Source organism: Chlorobaculum parvum NCIB 8327 (assembly GCF_000020505.1).
GTDB classification, from domain to species: domain Bacteria; phylum Bacteroidota; class Chlorobiia; order Chlorobiales; family Chlorobiaceae; genus Chlorobaculum; species Chlorobaculum parvum_A.
Map to the genome: position 1 here is coordinate 134596 of NC_011027.1, position 17210 is coordinate 151805.

Consider the following 17210-nt stretch of genomic DNA (forward strand, 5'->3'; position numbering starts at 1 on the left):
GTTGGTTGTTAAAACCGGGATGATTTAGCTTCGCTGGTCAATTTCTTCACGGAGCCTGGCGATCAGCTCGTCAACGCCGAAGCTGCCTTCGTCGCCTTTACGGTGACGGCGCAGCGATACCTCGCCCTTCTCCTGCTCGTTCCTGCCGATGATGAGCATGGCGGGAATTTTCGAGACTTCCGCCTCGCGGATTTTCTTGCCGATCTTCTCGCTGCGCAGGTCGAGTTCAGCGCGGATGCCTGCTGCGTGCAGCTTGGCGTACACCTCGCGAGCGTAGTCGTGCACGTCCTCGGCAATCGGGAGGACGGCGACCTGCACCGGCGCGAGCCAGAGCGGGAAGTTGCCTGCCGTGTGCTCGATCAGGACGCCGATGAAGCGCTCCATCGAGCCGAACGGCGCGCGGTGAATCACCACCGGGCGATGCTTCTGGCCGTCGCTGCCGATGTAGCTCAAATCGAAGCGCTCCGGCATGACGTAATCGACCTGCACGGTGCCGAGCTGCCACTTGCGGCCAATCGCATCGCGCACGATGAAGTCGATTTTCGGCCCGTAGAAACTCGCCTCGCCGATGCCGATGAAGTACTTGATGCCCATGCGGTCGGCGGCTTCCTTCACATCCTTCTCGGCCTGCTCCCACACCTCGGCGGTGCCGCCGTACTTGGACTGGTTCTCCGGATCGTGCAGCGACAGGCGCGTTTCGACGTCGTCGAAGCCGAGCGTATTGAAGACGAAGCGGGTCAGATCGATGGCGTTGCAGATTTCGTCAACGAGCTGGTCGGGACGGCAGTAGATGTGCGAGTCGTCCTGCGTGAAGCCGCGCGCGCGCACCAGGCCGTTCAGCTCGCCGGACTGCTCGTGGCGATAGACGGTGCCGAACTCGGTCAGCCGGATCGGCAGGTCGCGGTAGCTGCGCAGCGTCTGGCTGTAGATCAGGTGGTGGTGCGGGCAGTTCATCGGCTTGAGCAGGTACTGCTCTTCGCGGCCCGTCTCGTCCTTGTAGGTGAGCGGCGGGAACTGCGAATCGCTGTAGTACGGGTAGTGGCCCGAACGCTTGTACAGCTCGATGTTGCCGATGTGCGGCGTGTAAACCGGCACGTAGCCGCGCTTGCGCTGCTCGGCTTTCAGGAAGGTTTCGAGTTCGTTGCGGATGATCGCGCCGTTCGGCAGCCAGATCGGCAGGCCGCTACCGACCTCCGGGGTCAGCATGAACAGCCCCAGCTCCGCGCCGAGCTTGCGGTGGTCACGCTTGCGGGCCTCCTCCATGCGGGCGACGTGCTCCTTGAGCAGCTTGTCACTCGGGAAGGTGATGCCGTAGATGCGCTGCATCGTTTCGCGCGACGAGTCGCCACGCCAGTACGATGACGAAATATTGGTGAGCAGCACCGCCTTGACCTTGCCGGTTGAGGGCAGGTGCGGGCCGCTGCACAGGTCGGCGAATCCGTCCTGATAATAGACCGAAACCGTCGGAACCTCCTTCAGCGTATCTTCGAGAATCTCGACCTTGTACGGATCCTTGCGCTCGTTGGCGAAGTATTCGATGGCCTGTTCGCGCGGCATCTCCTCGCGGGTGATGCTGAGGTTGCGCTGGCTGATCTCCAGCATCTTCGCCTCGATGGCGCGGAGATCGTCTTCGTTAAAGCGGTGCTCGCAGGCGATGTCGTAGTAGAAGCCCTGCTCGATGGCCGGGCCAGCGCCGAACTTCGCGCCGGGGAACAGCTCCTCGATGGCGTGGGCCATCAGGTGGCTCGAACTGTGCCAGAAAATCTCCTTGCCCTCCGGAGAGTCGAAGGTGACAATCGAGACCGCCGCGTCGCGAGTGACGGGCGTGTCGAGGTCGCAGGGCCTGCCGTCGATGGTGAAACCGAGGGCCGCCTTGGCGAGCTTGTTGCCGATGGATGAGGCGATTTCCAGCCCGGTCACGCCGAACGGAAAGGTTCGTTCAGAACCGTCGGGCAGGGTGATGGTCACCTGCTGGCGGCTCTCGCTGCTATCAGACATTGAGTTGTCCATAAATCGTGTTATCAGGGTGAGCGATCGAGCGTCACCCTCTCCCGTCAAGGAGGAAAATCTAAACAGCCGCTTTTAGTCAGTATTCGCCGGACGGGAGGGCTGTTATTGACGCCGAGCTGAAAATCAGCGGCGTGTCTGTTCCCCGTACCGATAAGAAGTTGGGCATAATGCGAAAAATTATTGAAATCTCCAAAAGAGATTTGGCTGGACGGGATTTTGCTGTAGGGGCAACCCTTGCGGTTACCCTGATGGAAATGCGATGGGCGAAAGTCGACAGGGTGGACAAGAGGGCGAGCGCGAGGCCCGCCCCTACGGGAGAAATTGTGGATTAGCAGAGTTGTTGAAAGCTTATCCCAACTGTTGCAGAATATCCGGGGTGACGGTGTCTGCGCCTCGCGAGGCTGCCAGATTTTCGGCTTTGCGTTTGAGTTCGCGGCCAAAGGAGATCTGGCTGATGAACGGGGCTTTTTTGACGATACCGTCGAGGATGGCATTGGCTTCGGGCGTCCATTTGAGCGGTTTTGCGGGGGCCGCCGCCTGCTGCCGCCGGGTGATCGGCAGGAAGTTGAAAAGCGTGTCGTAGAGGGCGTTGACAATCTCCTGGACCAGCCAGACCACACCGCTGTGGCCCATGAAGGGGGTGCCGAGCGCACGGCGCACGATGGGGCCGGGGAAGCCTGCCGGGATGAAACGGGTTTTGGCGTCGAGTTCGGCGAGGTAAATCTTGTCGGGCATCCGTCCGTAGAGGAATTGCGGCTGCTTCGCTTTGATCTCTTCGCGCACGGCGTTGTTATCCGCCGTCGCCGAGTCGTGGCTGAAGAGGCACTGCATTCCGAGTTCGTCCGCGAGCACGCGCTTGATGCCGTCGGCGTAGCTTTTGCTGGCCACGACGCCGAAGCGGATGGTCGGGAACCACTCCGACTGCGGCCCGCGCCACAAGTCCCATAGCGGGCTGAGCGTGGTGCGCTTCTCCTCCTCGATGAACTGCACCGCCTCTTCCTCCGTCCCGCAAAGGCGTCCAACTTCCTCGATGAAGCGGTCGGTCTCCTCGATGCCGAACGGCGCGTAGAGCACCGGCCTGCCCAGCTTTTCGGCGAGCGCCGCGCCGAATTCGCGGTACATCACCACGACCGCCGCCGAGTTTTTCAGCTTCGCGATGTCCGCCGCTTTTGACTCGAACGGATAGACGTGCCGCACCGTGCCTCCTGCGCCCGCGACGAGGCGTTTGAGTTCCGCGAGATCGGCGGGGCTGTTGAAGCAGCCGTAGGTCGGGCCGATGATGCTCACCGTGCCCGGTTCGATCTGTGCCGGTTGGCCGTCGTCGAACTGGTCGAAGAGCCACGCCAGCGCCCGGTCGCGCCCCTGCCACTCGTTCTGGCCGAGCGAGTCGGAGGCGAAGAAGCGCACCGACGGGTACTTCATGGCGAGCATGTTCTGGTGGTCGCTGCCGATCATTTCGCTCTCGGCGCTGGAGACGAGGATGAGCTGCTTGCCGGAACCCTTCAGCTTGTCGATGGTCTCCTGCACGATTTCGGAGCTGCCGGACGAGGAGATTTCGCGCTCGGTGAGGCTGGTGGGCGTGAGGTTTTCGAGGTAGGGAATGGCGTCGGTGTAGTCCATGACGGCCACGCCGGTCAGATTGTAGCAGCCAACCGGCGCGTCGGCGATGACGTGCACGTCGTCGAGCGCGCAGAAGGTGTTGACCGCGGCCCAGTAGGCGCTGGCGGTGGATTCGTCCCTGACGGTTTTTGCCATGATCGGTAGAATGATTTCAGGCGCCACCCGGCTCAGCGGACGGGTAGCGGAACAACAAGAAAGATAGACTTGAAAGGTAGGTAATTATGTGCCTAAGAATCAAGGTTCAGGGCGTTCAAGTGAAACCGGAAGTTTGCCGCTCGGCACGAGTTCACCTTTGAGCGTTTTGATGACAGCGGCTTCCGAATAGTCGTTCGAGCTGTAAGCGCACAGCGCTGTGCCGATTTCAGGGAATGCCGTGAAGATGTAGGGCGTGCCGAACGAGACAAAGATAATCGGTGTCCCCTGCTGCAGGATGGCCGGGAGGCTGCGCACAAAGTCGCGTTGCAGCTCGGTGAGTCTGGAGGACGTGGTGCTCGACCAAGCCTGGATGCCGGTGGTCAGGACAACCGCGTCGGCTTTCGAAAGCAGCATCGAGGCTTCCCGGAACGTCTTCGCCCCGCTTGCCGGAGTGAGCCGTATGCTGGAAACTGCATACTCCCTGCCAAGCCTTTTGGCGAAGCTGCTGCCAAACGTTTCGCCAGGGCGATCATTGAGCATGATATTGACGACCCGGGCGCTGTCCGGCAGGCTGAGCGGCAGCATCCTGTCGCGGTCGCGAACCAGAGTGAGCGATTTCTCGGCCAACCGTTCGGCAACCTTGGCGCTTTGCGAAGTGCCGATCAGTTCATGCAGCCGGGAGGGATCGACCAGCTTCTGGCGGTCGAGGCCGACCCAGTGCTTGACCAGCAGAATCCGGCGCACCGATTGGTCGATGCGGCGTTCGGAGATTTTGCCGCTTTCCACCGCGGCGCAGACCGCCTCGAACGTCCGCTCGGGATCTTCGGGATAGAGCAGAATGTCGTTGCCCGCCTCCACCGCCTTGACGGCGACCTCCTCGGGCGTCAGGCCGCCGCTTTGCAGCGCCTTCATGTTCAGGGCATCGGTGACGATGAGGCCGTTGAAGCCGAGATCCTTGCGCAACAGACCGGTGACGATCTTTCTGGAAAGCGAGGCAGGTTCGAGCGATCCGGTCAGTTTCGGCACGGCCAGATGGCCCACCATCACGCTCATTACGCCCTGCGAAATGGCTGACCGGAATGGTTGCAGCTCGTAGCGTTCGAGCCGTTTGCGATCGCCTTCGAGCACCGGCAGGGCCAAGTGGCTGTCAACCGTGACGTCGCCATGCCCCGGAAAGTGCTTGGCCGTAGCCACCAGTCCGTTGGACTGCATTCCGTCGATGAAGGCCGCCGACATGGTGTTGACCAGCGGAATGCGGTCTCCGAACGAACGGGTGTTAATCACCGGATTGGCCGGGTTGATATTCAGATCGACCGTGGGCGCATAGTTCTGCTGGATGCCGACAGCCCGCGCCTCCCGGGCGATGATTTCGCCCATGCTGCGTGCCAGTTCGGGATCTCCGGCTGCGGAGACGGCCATCGCCGCCGGGAACTCCGTCGCGCCGTCAAGCCTCATGGCAAGGCCTCGCTCCATGTCGGCGCTCACCAGCAGCGGCACGGCCGACAGGTTCTGGAAACGGTTTGCCAGCCTGGCGGCGCTTTCGAGGTCGCCCTTGAGGAACATGATGCCGCCGATTTTGCCCTCTGTCGCGAGGCGGGAGATGAGCCGGTACTCTGGATCGTTGTCGCCTGTATAACGGGCATAGACCTTCGCCACGATCATCTGCCCCACCTTTTGCCGGATGCTCATGCCTTGCAAGGTCTGTTCGACCCACGGCAGTTCAAGATTGAAAAGCTGCTTGATGTCGGTCTCTTCAGGCGTGTAGGGCGCAACAGTGGTGGTTTTGGCCGTGGCCTGACCGGGTTGCAGCATGGACGCAAAAAGCAGAAAAAGCGCTACGGCAGAGGCGAGTCGGAAACGCATGGTTTGGCAGAGCTTCTGAACACGGTTGTTCTGTTCGGGCAAACGGTACTGATTACTGTGTGGGAAATCTATGAAACATATCCCTGAGGAAGAAACGGGAAATCGCGGCGGGGAGGTTGGAATGGTGACAAAAAAAGAGGCTGCCCCGGTAGTCTCTCCGGAACAGCCTCGATCTGGAATGGCTTCTGCTGAATGGCAAATCAGAGCGGGCAGCAGATGTTGAGCTGGCGCGAGGCCTGCGCTTCATCGAGCCGCTTGACCGGCGTGGTGACTGGCGCTGACTTGATGATGTCCGGATTCGACTTGGCCTCCTCGGCGATGGCGATCATGGCATCGCCGAAGGCGTCGAGCGTCTCCTTGGCCTCGGTTTCGGTCGGCTCGATCATGAGCGCCTCGCTGACGATGAGCGGGAAATAGACCGTCGGCGCATGATAGCCGTAGTCGAGCAGCCGCTTGGCGATGTCGAGCGTGCGGACGCCGTGCTCCTTTTTCTGGTGGTCGCCCGACAGGCAGAACTCGTGCATCACCGGGCGCGGATACGGAAGCGCGTAGTGCTCGACGAGCCGCTGGAGCAGGTAGTTGGCGTTGATGATCGCATTTTCCGACACGCGGCGCAGACCCTCGGCACCGAGCATCCGGATGTAGGTGTAAGCGCGCACCAGCACCGAGAAGTTGCCGTAGAAGTTCATCATGCGGCCAATCGTGTCGGGCTTGCCGGAGTTCAGGCGGTAGCGCGTCTCGCCGTTCTCCTCGACCTTCTCGACCACCGGAACCGGCAGGAACTCCACGAGCCGCTCGCTGACGCCGACCGGGCCGCTGCCGGGGCCGCCACCGCCGTGAGGCGCGGAGAAGGTTTTGTGCAGGTTGTAGTGCATCACGTCGAAGCCCATGTCGCCGGGGCGGGTGATGCCGAGCAAGGCGTTCATGTTCGCGCCGTCCATGTAGAGCAGACTGCCGTTGCCGTGCACCAGCTTTTCGATCTTCGGCATCTGCTTCTCGAAAATGCCGACCGTGTTCGGATTGGTGAGCATCAGCGCGGCCACCTCGCCATCGAGCTTGGCGCGAAGGTCGGCCATGTCGGTGCAGCCCGATTCATCGCACTTGACCGACACGCACTCGTAGCCGCCGAGCGCCGCCGACGCCGGATTGGTGCCGTGCGCCGAATCGACCACGAGCAGCTTGTGGCGCGAGTTGCCGAGCTTTTCGTGATACTTCTTGATGAGCAGAATGCCGGTCAGCTCGCCATGCGCGCCCGCCGCCGGTTGCAGCGTCACCGCCTTCATGCCCGCGATCTCCTTGAGCATCTCGGCCAGCTCGTACATGAGCTGCAACGCGCCCTGCGACGTCGATTCCGGCTGCAACGGATGCATCGACGCGAAACCCGGCAGGTCGCTGGTGTAGTCGTTGATCTTGGGATTGTACTTCATGGTACAGCTCCCGAGCGGGTACATGTTCTTGTCAACGTGGTAGTTCAGGTTCGACAGCCGCACGAAGTGGCGCACCACCTCGCTCTCCGGCATCTCCGGAAGTTCAGCCGGCTCCTTGCGCAGGAATTTCGACGGCAGCAGTTCATCCGCCGGGCGTTCGTCAATATCAAGCGGAGAGAGGCAGTAGCCCTTGCGACCGCTGCGGGAAAGGTCAAAGATCAGTTGTTCTTTCATGGACAGGCCTTGATTGAGAGGCTTCATCGGGTCGCTGCGCACGAGAGCAGAACGACCTGCATAAATTAACGATGTTCCCGGTCGAAATCGCTCAGGCCGGAAGGTTCACAATATACGCATTTTGGGGCGTGTGTAAAGAGGGGGGAGGGCATGAAACAGTTACAATGCCATCATGTCGCATGGAGAGGACGAATGTTCAATAGTATTGAATAGAAATTGGATTGATCTCGGATTTTTAGCAAGTTTGAAAATTAGACGTAATCTTTGAAATAACCCAGAGAGGAATGTCGTCGGGCTGCTTAAATCATAGTTACGCATTATGATTCACCTCAGAATGTGTAACGAGTTTTTTTCTCATACATATGAGAATCTGTATCGATAAGCTAAATATGATTATTGATGGCAAAAGAGGAATTTGAAAAACTTGTTGCTTCTTTGTATGAGAATTATAAAAAGGGACGAATAAATAGATTAAGCGACTCAACTCTTTATGAGTGGTCTGATGTAGAACGGCTATACAGCTTAATTTGCATGCTCAAAAAGAGTGAAAATAAAAAAAATCTATATCTTTTAGTGAAAGACTTTATTTCGATATATGTCACATGTGTTGAGAGACGGGATTATGGTTATGATTTTTTAAATTTTGATAAAATATTTAATGCAATCTCTACTCTAAAGTGCAGAGAGTCTCTAGAGTTATTGCGATTCTTTAAAAGAAAGCTGGTTGATAAGGGCTTTTCTGAAGAAGTTGTTGTTCTGATAAATAAGATAAAAAAGAAGCAGTACGAGTGTGCTTTTAGTGAGTATCTCAATTCTTGGCATAATTTGCGACGGCTTGGTAGGTTGATTGTTGCATGGATTACTAAAGATATTTATGGTTTATTTTTTGGCTTATTATCTTTGTTGGTTTTATCAATATTTTTTCTTTTGCCAAATAATGTCTGCCAAGAGTGCGCAGTTTTCGCTTTTGACAAAAATGCATACTCATCAAACTGGCTTATAAATCATGCGTTAAATGTTATAGTTTTATTTTTTTCTTTAAGCGATAAGGTGGATGTTTCTCCTTTAAGTTTTTGGGGTATTTTTTTGTTGGTCCTTGAGAGGGTGCTCTTTTGGGTAATTGTTGTCAAGTATTTAATTAAAGAAATAGAGGAGAGGTATTTATAATATGGTTAAAGACGTGCGAATACTTGAAAAAGTGACAAAGTATTTTGTCTCAGTGTTTTTTAGATTAATACTGGTTTTTTATGGCGCTGCTCTTCTAATGCTTTATGGGTATGTTTTTGATTGGTATTATTATCTTTATTTTTTGGCATTCTATGTTTTTATTTTTATAAAATCATCAGGCCGCCAAGATCAATTTCGTTCTCACTTGAGACTTTTAAATGACTATCTTTTAATATTCTTAGTTTTGTATGGCAGGAATATGGAATTGCCCGTAAATTACGTTTATGCTGTAATGCCGGTAATAAACTCGGTCAATCATTCCGGAAGATTTAGAAATCCCCTCCTGTATGTTTATAACTTCTTTTTTTTGCTTTTGCTCTTTTATGTCAACAATTGTGAGATAGCGTTTACCCGACTAGGCTTTACTTCCATTATTTTATCGTATTTAGCCTTGGTAATATTGGCTGAAATGAGTGTATTGCGCTCTATAGAGAGGGACTTTATTGATGATTTTGTTGAAGTTGCTGAGGGCTTTGCATTAAGAAGTTATATTGGAAAAAGCTCTATTCAGATATACTCCGAATTAATGCAAAAAATCAATAATTCTCCACTTCGTTACGTCTTGAAGATGAGGGCCATATATTGCTTTTATTTAAAAGAGCAAGATTTTATTTTTTTAAATGCCTCAAAGCTTGTAAGTGACATAAAGTTTGACAATCCGGACAAGGTTCTTGCCAGCTTAGAAGACCCATTTCCCGTTTCCTTTGATCATCCGGTTTCCATTAATGGAGAGCTTTGCGCTAATAATTCTGTATTTCTTTCTGCAATTCATGATAAAAAATATATCTTCTTAATTCTTCTTGATTATAAATACGCTTTTAAAGTTTTGCGCCCAGTTGTGCTGTATAGCTTGCTTCGGCCAGTTTTGGATAGGGCCATAAATTATATCGACCTCAATCGAGAAATATCTATAATGAGGGTTGATATGATGAAAAAAGTCGCTGATAAGTATTCGTATGTGATGACTGCCATAAAATCAATGCACTCTATAAGGCAGCGACTTTCCCCGATAAAAACTATATAACAATGCAGGAAAAGTATACGGCTATATCTGATAGTGATCCAAGAAAGAATGATTTCAGAAATCTACTTATTGAAGAGGAAATCAATGCTAGGAGAGAAATGGGTGAAATACACACGTTGGTGACGAGAGTGTTGGAGAAATCGAGGAATCCTTTTCTGCCAAATGCGATTGATAATTATGATTTGGATCACTTGCTAGCCACTTGTCGTTTTGTCTATCAATCAATCTTTGGAAGAGTTCCTTCTGTGAATGTTTGCGAGGCAGATGATTTTTGCTTAATACAATATGACGCAGACGTTATGCGTACAGCATTATATGATATATTATATAATGCAAAAAAAAGTGGTAAGGGCGAGCCTGTCGTTGATGCATCATGCGAAAATGGCTATTTAACATTAAGAGTGAAAAATATGGCAAATTGTCGTGATGAGGACAAGGCCATGATTAAAGGATATAATCAAGGAGTTCGCTCTGAGATAATGAAAAGGAGTTCTTCAGGCTTAAGCATCATCTACGAATTGCTATCCAATATGTCAATAAAAAGTGAGATTGATTGTATGGATGGATTTTTCATTTTTAAGATAATCATTCCTGTTTCACATGAGAGTACTAATCGTTGAGAACGAATTTGCAGAGTTAAAAAATGTATTTGAGGCGGCAAGTTTATATTACTTTGAATCAAAACTACAATACGATGTTTGCGGCCTGTCGCAGCACCTGAAAGATTATATCGGCGTCACTTATTATGACTATATATTTGTCGATATAGATTTATCTGTAAATAGTGCAAAAGATGGCTATGGGGTTATTTTTGACCTTATTTATGACTATGGTGTTTCTTCAGGCAATATCATAGTTATGACAGGTCATAATAAGATACATGAAGAATTAAAGATCAAGGGACTTCCTGCGCTACAGATTTTATCAAAACCAATTGATATGGATGAGGTTTATTATGCATTGAATGGGGGAAATGAGCTATAACCTATATGTGGAAAAATATAAAGCGTTTTCTGTTATCCGAAGAAATGGGTCCTTAATCTTAAATAACTTTATAGTTTAGAATGAAATCTTAAGACTTTGTTCAAAGCAGTGCTATTCGGATTACATTTTCTTAACGCAACCCAGCTGAAGTTTTAGGAACATACTTTCATGCATGAATCTGGCGGTTGCTCCTTGTGTCGATAAGTAGCGCTTGAGGTTGGAAGGGTTATCAAGCGATTTCGTCGTCGATTTACACAGAGGGGGCGCTGGTATTTTCATGACTCTGTAGCCTGATGGAACGGATTCTCGTTTTCCAGCCTCTTCATAGCTTCTCTGGCGGCGAGCTGTTCAGCATCCTTTTTTCGTGGTGCGGTGCCCTTGCCGAGCGGTATGTCGTTGCAGGAGACTTCGATGACGAAGGTCTTTTCGTGCTCCGCGCCCTCTTCGGCAACCACGGTATAGACCGGTTGCGGGAGCTGGTGAGACTGGCTGAACTCGATCAGTCGGCTTTTGTAGTTGAATTCCGCTTCGACGATCCGGTTCAGATCGACCATGGTGATGACGTGGTTCATGATGAAGCGCTTCGCTCCGTCGAGCCCCTGGTCGAGATAGATCGCTCCGACAAGCGCCTCGAAGGCATCGGCAAGCGCCGAGTCGCTGGTGCGGATTTTCTGCAGGTTGGCTGATTCGCCGATAATGAGATGCTCGCCGAGTTTGAGCTCGCGTGCAAAGGCGGCCAGTGCCTTGCGGTTAACAATTTTAGCGCGGTTGCTGGAGAGGTGCCCCTCGTCGCTTTCGGGGTAAAGCCTGAACAGGTGTTCGGAAATCAGCAGGTCGAGCACGGCGTCGCCGAGGAATTCAAGCCGCTGGTTTGATTCGGGGCGCTCGCTTTCGCCTTGATGGTCGTGCAGTAAGGAACGGTGAGTAAGAGCGATACGGTAGATCTGGCGACGGCTGCAGGGGCGTCCGGTGAGGTGCTCCAGATGGCTGAGGGTTGCGGCAGCGAGGTCAGGGCTGTTGGCGTCCGTTGTGCCCCCATAGGGTTCATTGGACGCCTCTGAACGAAGGAGCGGCAGTGACGTTAACTTTTGCCACAGGTTCCCCATCGTCGAGCCATTTGCGGTCAGGCCGCCGGGGCTTTCCTGAAGATCAGGCAGCCGTTGTGCCCGCCAAAGCCGAAGCCGTTGTTGAGCGCGTACTCGATCTGCCGCTCTTTCGGCGTGTTCGGGGTCACGTCCACATCGATCTCCGGATCGAGATTGTCGATGTTGATGGTCGGAGGCACGGTCTGGTTCTGCAGGGCCAGGATGCAGGCGATCGATTCAACGACGCCAGCCGCGCCAAGCAGGTGACCGGTCATCGACTTGGTCGAGCTGATGCTGAGCTTGTAGGCGTGATCGCCGAACAGCTTCTTGACAGCCTTGATTTCAGCAAGGTCGCCCAGCGGAGTGGCTGTGCCGTGCGTGTTGATGTAGTCGATTTTGTCCGGCGTGATACCAGCCATGTTCAGGGCTGTCTTCATCGCGCTGAGTGCTCCAAGGCCTTCCGGGTGAGGAGCGGTCAGGTGATACGCATCGGCGGATGCGCCCATGCCGGCGATTTCAGCATAGATTTTCGCGCCGCGCTTGACGGCCGATTCGTAAGTTTCGATCACCAGCGAGCCGGCGCCTTCACCCATTACGAAGCCGTCGCGATCAGCATCGTAGGGACGTGAAGCTGTTGTCGGATCGTCGTTTCGGGTCGAGAGTGCCTTGGCCGAGTTGAAACCCGCTACGCTCATCGGTGTGATCGCTGCTTCGGAGCCGCCGCATACCATGTAGTCGGCCATGCCCATCTGCAGAATCATCACCGCGTCCATGATGGCGTGCAGGGAGGTCGCACAGGCCGAGGCGGTTGCGTAGTTGGGGCCCATGAGGGTATTTCTCATGGAAATCTGTCCTGCAGCGATATCGGAGATCAGCATCGGGATGAAGAAGGGGCTTACCCTTCGGGGGCCTCTTTCCAGGTATTGCCTGAACTGCTGATCGTAAATAGTCATGCCGCCTGTGCCCGAACCGTGTACCACGCCGATACGGGTTGGATCGATCGATGGCAGGTCAAGCCCGGAGTCCTTGAGGGCCTGTTCGGCGGAGATGACACCGTACTGGCAGTATGGATCCATGCGAGAGGCTGATTTCCTGTCGATGAAATCTTCGACATTGAAATCTTTCAGCTCGCAGGCGAACTGAGTGGCAAAATCGGTCGCGTCGAAATAGGTGATCGGTGCAGCGCCGCTTTTGCCCGCCATGAGGGCGTTCCAGAAGTCCGCTGCCGAATGGCCGACAGGCGACAACACTCCAATTCCGGTAACGACGATTCGTTTGAGTTCCAGACCCATCTGTTCAGATTTTACGTTATTCAGGCAGGGGTATGCCCTGCCTGAAAAGAATGCCGCTGTTCTTACTTCTTGTTGACGATGTAGTCAATCGCCTGCTGAACGGTACCGATCTTCTCGGCATCTTCGTCAGGAATCTGCACGCCGAACTCGTTCTCGAGTTCCATGATCAGCTCAACGGTATCGAGCGAGTCTGCACCGAGATCATCGGCAAACTTGGACTCAGGGGTGATCTGATCTTTGTTGACACCCATTTTGCTGACGATGATGTCGTACACTTTATCTTTGATTTCGGCTGCGCTCATAGCACTGTTCTCCGGATTAATGGTTGATGTCGATTACAAAAAAGCACGTTCGTTAATATACGAAGAAAACGCCACCGGGCAAACTGGCGCTCGGAGGCATCAACGGCGGCCTGCACATGCAATTGAATGCGTTGCTAAGTCGCCGTTGGGCAAAATGTTAGCTTACATGTACATGCCACCGTTCACGCTCAGCACCTGCCCGGTGATGTAGGCAGACTGGTCACTGGCGAGGAAGGTCACGGCATCGGCGACGTTCTGTGGCGAGCCGAACACGCCCAGCGGAATGGCTGCGAGCATCTGCTGCTGCACCTCTTCGGAGAGTGCGTCGGTCATCTTTGAGGAGATGAAGCCAGGGGCGATGGCATTGGCGCGGACATTGCGCGAGGCGAGCTCTTTGGCGACCGATTTGGTGAAGGCGATCACGCCGCCTTTCGAGGCCGCGTAGTTTGCCTGTCCGGCGTTGCCCATCAGGCCGATGATCGAGGCGATGTTGATGATCGAGCCGGAACGCTGCTTCATCATGGTGCGCGTGGCGGCTTTGGTGCAGTTGAAGGTACCCTTGAGGTTGACTGTCAGCACGGCGTCCCAGTCCTCTTCGCTCATGCGCATCAGAAGGCCGTCGCGGGTGATGCCGGCGTTGTTGACGAGAATGTCGATACGGCCGTTCTCCTTGGCAACGTCGTTGAAGACGTTCTGGCAGGCTTCGGCGCTGGTGACGTCGAGCTCCTTGCAGGTGACCTTCGCGCCAAGCTGCTTGAGCGCCTCTTCGGTTTCGCTCAGCCATTCGGCCTTGACGTCACCGATCACGATGTCGGCGCCTTTGGCAGCCAGGTCGAGGGCGATCGCCTGACCGATTCCGCGGGCTGCGCCGGTGATGATCGCCGTTTTTCCTTCAAACATGGTCATAATGGTATTCTTTCGTTTTGCTTAGGCTTAATTGCGCGCGGCGTCCACCTGATCGGCGGTATCGACGCCTGCAATCGAGGCTGCCTTGCTGATTCTTTTGATGAGTCCCTGAAGCACCTTCTGGGGGCCGACTTCGACAAATTCGGTGACGCCGGCATCGACCATCGCCTGCACCGACTGGCTCCAGAGCACCGAGCTGGTGAGCTGGCTGATGAGGTTCGCGCGAATCTCCGCCGCCGCTGTGACCGGCTTGGCCACCACGTTCATGCAGACCGGAATTTCAGCGTCGCGGATTGCGATGGTATCGAGCGTTTCGGCAAGCTCCTTTTCGGCAGGCTTCATCAACGGTGAGTGGAACGCGCCCGAGACAACCAGCTCCTTGGCCATGCGCGCGCCTTTCGACGGAGCGAGTTCGACCGCTTTTCTGACCGCATCGACGTCACCGGAAATGACGATCTGGCCGGGCGAGTTGAAGTTCGCCGCCTGCACGATACCTGCCGATCCAGCTTCCTGCAGAAGTCCGTCGAGTGCCTCGTCGGCCATACCGATGATGGCGGCCATCGTACCGGGATTCTGCTGCCCGGCGTTCTGCATCAGTTCGCCGCGCTTGGCAACGAGCCTGACGGCATCCTCGAAATCGAGCGCTCCGGCAAAGCAGAGTGCGGTGTATTCACCGAGGCTGTGCCCCGCCGCCATCTCCACGCCTTCGCGGCCCAGCAGCGTTGCCGCCGCATAGCTGTGCAGGAAAATGGCGAGCTGGGTGTAGCGTGTCTGCTTCAGCTCCTCTTCGCTGCCGTTGAACATGATATTGGTGATCGAAAAGCCGAGAATCTCGTCGGCCTTGTCCATCAGCGCCTTGACTTCGGGGAAGCGTTCGTAAAGATCGCGCCCCATGCCGCAGTACTGCGAGCCCTGTCCGGGAAAAACAAATGCTTTCATATCGTGTGTGTCGAAAATGAGTGGTTCGGCTTACTGCCAGCGGACGTAAACGCCGCCCCAGGTGTAGCCTGCTCCGAAGCTCACCAGCACGAGGTTCGAGCCGGTCTGGATTTTCTTCTGTTCGTCCAGCTCCGCCAGGCAGATCGGGATAGTGCCTGCGGTGGTGTTGCCGTAGTTCTGGATATTCATCATCACCTTCTCTTCCGGTAGGCCCATGCGCTCGGCGGTGGCGTGCATGATGCGCTGGTTTGCCTGATGCGGCACCAGCCAGTCGATGGTGTCGGAGGTGAGGCCGTTGCGCTCCATCATCTCCACGGCCACGTCGGCCATCGCGGTCACGGCAGCCTTGAATACCTGGCGGCCATCCTGGCGGATGAAGTGCATCCTCTGATCGACCGTTTCGTGCGAGGCCGGATGGAGACTGCCACCACCTGACATCAGGAGATGGTTCGGGCCATTGAGGCCGTCCGAATAGAGCCGCGCGTCGAGAACTCCATACCCATCCTCTTTTGCCGCTTCCAGAATCACGCCGCCCGCGCCGTCACCGAACAGGATGGCGGTCGTCCGGTCTTCGTAATCGAGAATGGAGGACATCTTGTCCGCGCCGATCACCATCACCTTTTTGCAGTTGCCCGATTCGATGAACTGCGCGCCGGTGTGCAGCCCGTAAACGAAGCCTGAGCAGGCGGCGGAAAGGTCGAAGCCCCAGGCGTTGGTCGCTCCGATATTGCCCTGTACCAGGCAGGCGGTCGAGGGGAAGATCATATCGGGGGTCATGGTCGCCACGATGATCAGGTCGATCTCGTCGGCAGAAATACCGCGCTTTTCAAGCAGGCTGTTAGCGACCTCGGTAGCCATGTAAGCGGTTGCCTTCTTCGGATCGCGGAGGATTCTTCGCTCCCTGATTCCGGTACGCGTGGTGATCCACTCGTCGTTGGTATCGAGAATGCGCTCCAGATCTTTGTTGGTGAGCACCTCTTCAGGCAGATACTTGGCGGTCGTCGTTATGGCTGCTTTCATAGTATGGGATCCATTGATGAGCAAACGGGAAATGCGTTACGGTGCCGGATTTTTTGAGCGAGCCCAAAAGAGAGGGGATGATCGTTCCGGTTCGTCACTGCCTGCATGGAAGTTTGGCCGGTTCAGGAGAGCATTGCTGCGATACGCTCGTTGACGCGCTGTTCGATCATGTGCTCGGCCATATAAATCATATTCTTGATCGCGCGAGACGACGAACGGCCGTGGCCGACGATCGAGATGCCGTCGACGCCGAGGAACGGCACACCGCCGAACGTCTCTACATCGAACGGCTCGAAGATCTGCTTGAAAGCCTGGCCTGCCAGTGCGGCAGCACTCTGGTCGAGCTTACCAGACACCACCATCTTTTCGAGCGCCGGTTTGAACAGCGAGCCGAGGAAGTGCGGAATGCTTTCGCCGAATTTGAGAATAGTGTTGCCAACAAGCCCGTCGCAAACGACAATTGAGGCTTTTCCAGCAAGGATATCGTGACCTTCGACGTTGCCGATGAAGTTGATCTTCTTTTCTTCGGCAGCCGCTTTCAGGAGATTCCAGGTCTGCTTGAGATATTCAGGGCCTTTGCCCTCCTCTTCGCCGATATTGAGCAGGCCGACGGTCGGATTGTCGATCGAGGCCGCGTAGCGCTGGTAAATCGTCAGCATTTCGGCGAACTGCACCAGGTGCTCCGGCTTGCAGTCCACGTTGGCACCGACATCGACGATGTTGGTGAGTCCTTCGCCCAGTCTGGGGAAGTAAGCGTAAATGGTCGGGCGCTGCACGCCGGGAAGCCTGCCGAGCACGAACAGGGATGCCGCCATCATTGCGCCGGTGTTTCCGGCGCTCACGAAAGCGTCGGCCTCTTTGGCTTTGCAGAGCTTCAGGCCCTGCACAAGCGACGACTCCTGCTTCGACTTGACAGCGATAGCAGGAACATCCTCCATGGTGATGACCTCGGGAGCATGCATGAACCGCATGTTCAGCGACTCTGACTCATACTCCTTCAGGAGCGGGGTGACTTTGTCTTCCTGCCCGATCAGCAGGATTTCGAACCGGTTTCCGCTTTCACGAAGAGCCTCTACGGTGCCTTCGACAACGCAAGCCGGGGCATTGTCGCCACCCATGGCATCCACGACAATGGTCAACAT

General features: G+C 54.8%; 15 protein-coding genes. 4 read left to right on the top strand and 11 right to left on the bottom strand.

Annotation, left to right across the window (positions count from 1 at the left end; translation table 11 throughout):
* Positions 1–24 precede the first annotated feature (24 nt).
* From thrS to gcvPB, 4 genes are all read right to left on the bottom strand, one after another.
* Entirely contained in the window at positions 25–1998 is a 1974-nt protein-coding gene (gene thrS / locus CPAR_RS00630) for a threonine--tRNA ligase (RefSeq protein ID WP_041466214.1), read from the bottom strand.
* Between the two features lie 360 nt (positions 1999–2358).
* Complete coding sequence (bchZ, locus tag CPAR_RS00640; protein ID WP_012501382.1) at positions 2359–3765, bottom strand: chlorophyllide a reductase subunit Z; 1407 nt, start codon at positions 3763–3765, stop codon at positions 2359–2361.
* A gap of 99 nt (positions 3766–3864) precedes the next feature.
* Complete coding sequence (locus CPAR_RS00645) at positions 3865–5670, bottom strand: glycoside hydrolase family 3 protein (RefSeq protein ID WP_232203914.1); 1806 nt, start codon at positions 5668–5670, stop codon at positions 3865–3867.
* A gap of 158 nt (positions 5671–5828) precedes the next feature.
* Positions 5829–7289: an aminomethyl-transferring glycine dehydrogenase subunit GcvPB gene (gene gcvPB / locus CPAR_RS00650; RefSeq protein WP_041466082.1), complete on the bottom strand. Its 1461-nt coding sequence runs from the start codon at positions 7287–7289 to the stop codon at positions 5829–5831.
* A gap of 399 nt (positions 7290–7688) precedes the next feature.
* Between gcvPB and CPAR_RS00655 the strand changes: the two genes are divergently transcribed.
* Genes CPAR_RS00655 through CPAR_RS00670 form a run of 4 tightly spaced genes read left to right on the top strand, consistent with a single transcriptional unit; the run spans position 7689 to position 10524 of the window.
* Complete coding sequence (locus CPAR_RS00655) at positions 7689–8456, top strand: hypothetical protein (RefSeq protein ID WP_012501385.1); 768 nt, start codon at positions 7689–7691, stop codon at positions 8454–8456.
* Between the two features lies 1 nt (position 8457).
* Complete coding sequence (locus CPAR_RS00660) at positions 8458–9540, top strand: hypothetical protein (protein ID WP_012501386.1); 1083 nt, start codon at positions 8458–8460, stop codon at positions 9538–9540.
* Between the two features lie 2 nt (positions 9541–9542).
* Entirely contained in the window at positions 9543–10160 is a 618-nt protein-coding gene (locus CPAR_RS00665; protein WP_012501387.1) for a hypothetical protein, read from the top strand.
* The gene (locus CPAR_RS00670) at positions 10141–10524 is read left to right on the top strand and encodes a response regulator (RefSeq protein WP_012501388.1); all 384 of its coding nucleotides are present in this window, start codon (positions 10141–10143) and stop codon (positions 10522–10524) included. The genes CPAR_RS00665 and CPAR_RS00670 overlap by 20 nt, the downstream gene beginning before the upstream one ends.
* Positions 10525–10799: 275 nt before the next feature.
* On the opposite strand, the gene rnc is transcribed toward CPAR_RS00670, so the two are convergent.
* From rnc to plsX, 7 genes are all read right to left on the bottom strand, one after another.
* Complete coding sequence (rnc, locus tag CPAR_RS00675) at positions 10800–11630, bottom strand: ribonuclease III (RefSeq protein WP_012501389.1); 831 nt, start codon at positions 11628–11630, stop codon at positions 10800–10802.
* A 17-nt stretch (positions 11631–11647) separates the two neighbouring features.
* Complete coding sequence (gene fabF, locus CPAR_RS00680; protein WP_012501390.1) at positions 11648–12901, bottom strand: beta-ketoacyl-ACP synthase II; 1254 nt, start codon at positions 12899–12901, stop codon at positions 11648–11650.
* Positions 12902–12963: 62 nt separating this feature from the next.
* Positions 12964–13203 carry an acyl carrier protein gene (gene acpP / locus CPAR_RS00685; RefSeq protein WP_012501391.1) on the bottom strand — a complete coding sequence of 80 codons (240 nt, stop codon included), beginning with the start codon at positions 13201–13203 and terminating at the stop codon, positions 12964–12966.
* A 162-nt stretch (positions 13204–13365) separates the two neighbouring features.
* Entirely contained in the window at positions 13366–14103 is a 738-nt protein-coding gene (fabG, locus tag CPAR_RS00690; protein WP_041466215.1) for a 3-oxoacyl-[acyl-carrier-protein] reductase, read from the bottom strand.
* A gap of 33 nt (positions 14104–14136) precedes the next feature.
* Positions 14137–15048 carry an ACP S-malonyltransferase gene (gene fabD, locus CPAR_RS00695; RefSeq protein ID WP_012501393.1) on the bottom strand — a complete coding sequence of 304 codons (912 nt, stop codon included), beginning with the start codon at positions 15046–15048 and terminating at the stop codon, positions 14137–14139.
* A gap of 30 nt (positions 15049–15078) precedes the next feature.
* Positions 15079–16068, bottom strand: coding sequence for a beta-ketoacyl-ACP synthase III (locus CPAR_RS00700; RefSeq protein ID WP_012501394.1), 990 nt, complete (start codon positions 16066–16068; stop codon positions 15079–15081).
* Positions 16069–16190: 122 nt separating this feature from the next.
* A complete protein-coding gene (gene plsX / locus CPAR_RS00705) occupies positions 16191–17210 on the bottom strand; it encodes a phosphate acyltransferase PlsX (protein WP_041466216.1) in 1020 nt (339 codons plus the stop codon).

Coding starts and splice junctions, on each gene's coding strand:
- fabF (WP_012501390.1), bottom strand. CDS start 12,901: ATGGGTCTGGAACTCAAACGAATCGTCGTTACCGGAATTGGAGTGTTG.
- fabD (WP_012501393.1), bottom strand. CDS start 15,048: ATGAAAGCATTTGTTTTTCCCGGACAGGGCTCGCAGTACTGCGGCATG.
- CPAR_RS00700 (WP_012501394.1), bottom strand. CDS start 16,068: ATGAAAGCAGCCATAACGACGACCGCCAAGTATCTGCCTGAAGAGGTG.
- CPAR_RS00655 (WP_012501385.1), top strand. CDS start 7,689: ATGGCAAAAGAGGAATTTGAAAAACTTGTTGCTTCTTTGTATGAGAAT.
- bchZ (WP_012501382.1), bottom strand. CDS start 3,765: ATGGCAAAAACCGTCAGGGACGAATCCACCGCCAGCGCCTACTGGGCC.
- plsX (WP_041466216.1), bottom strand. CDS start 17,210: ATGTTGACCATTGTCGTGGATGCCATGGGTGGCGACAATGCCCCGGCT.
- CPAR_RS00660 (WP_012501386.1), top strand. CDS start 8,458: ATGGTTAAAGACGTGCGAATACTTGAAAAAGTGACAAAGTATTTTGTC.
- CPAR_RS00670 (WP_012501388.1), top strand. CDS start 10,141: ATGAGAGTACTAATCGTTGAGAACGAATTTGCAGAGTTAAAAAATGTA.
- thrS (WP_041466214.1), bottom strand. CDS start 1,998: ATGTCTGATAGCAGCGAGAGCCGCCAGCAGGTGACCATCACCCTGCCC.
- CPAR_RS00665 (WP_012501387.1), top strand. CDS start 9,543: ATGCAGGAAAAGTATACGGCTATATCTGATAGTGATCCAAGAAAGAAT.
- rnc (WP_012501389.1), bottom strand. CDS start 11,630: ATGGGGAACCTGTGGCAAAAGTTAACGTCACTGCCGCTCCTTCGTTCA.
- fabG (WP_041466215.1), bottom strand. CDS start 14,103: ATGTTTGAAGGAAAAACGGCGATCATCACCGGCGCAGCCCGCGGAATC.
- gcvPB (WP_041466082.1), bottom strand. CDS start 7,289: ATGAAAGAACAACTGATCTTTGACCTTTCCCGCAGCGGTCGCAAGGGC.
- acpP (WP_012501391.1), bottom strand. CDS start 13,203: ATGAGCGCAGCCGAAATCAAAGATAAAGTGTACGACATCATCGTCAGC.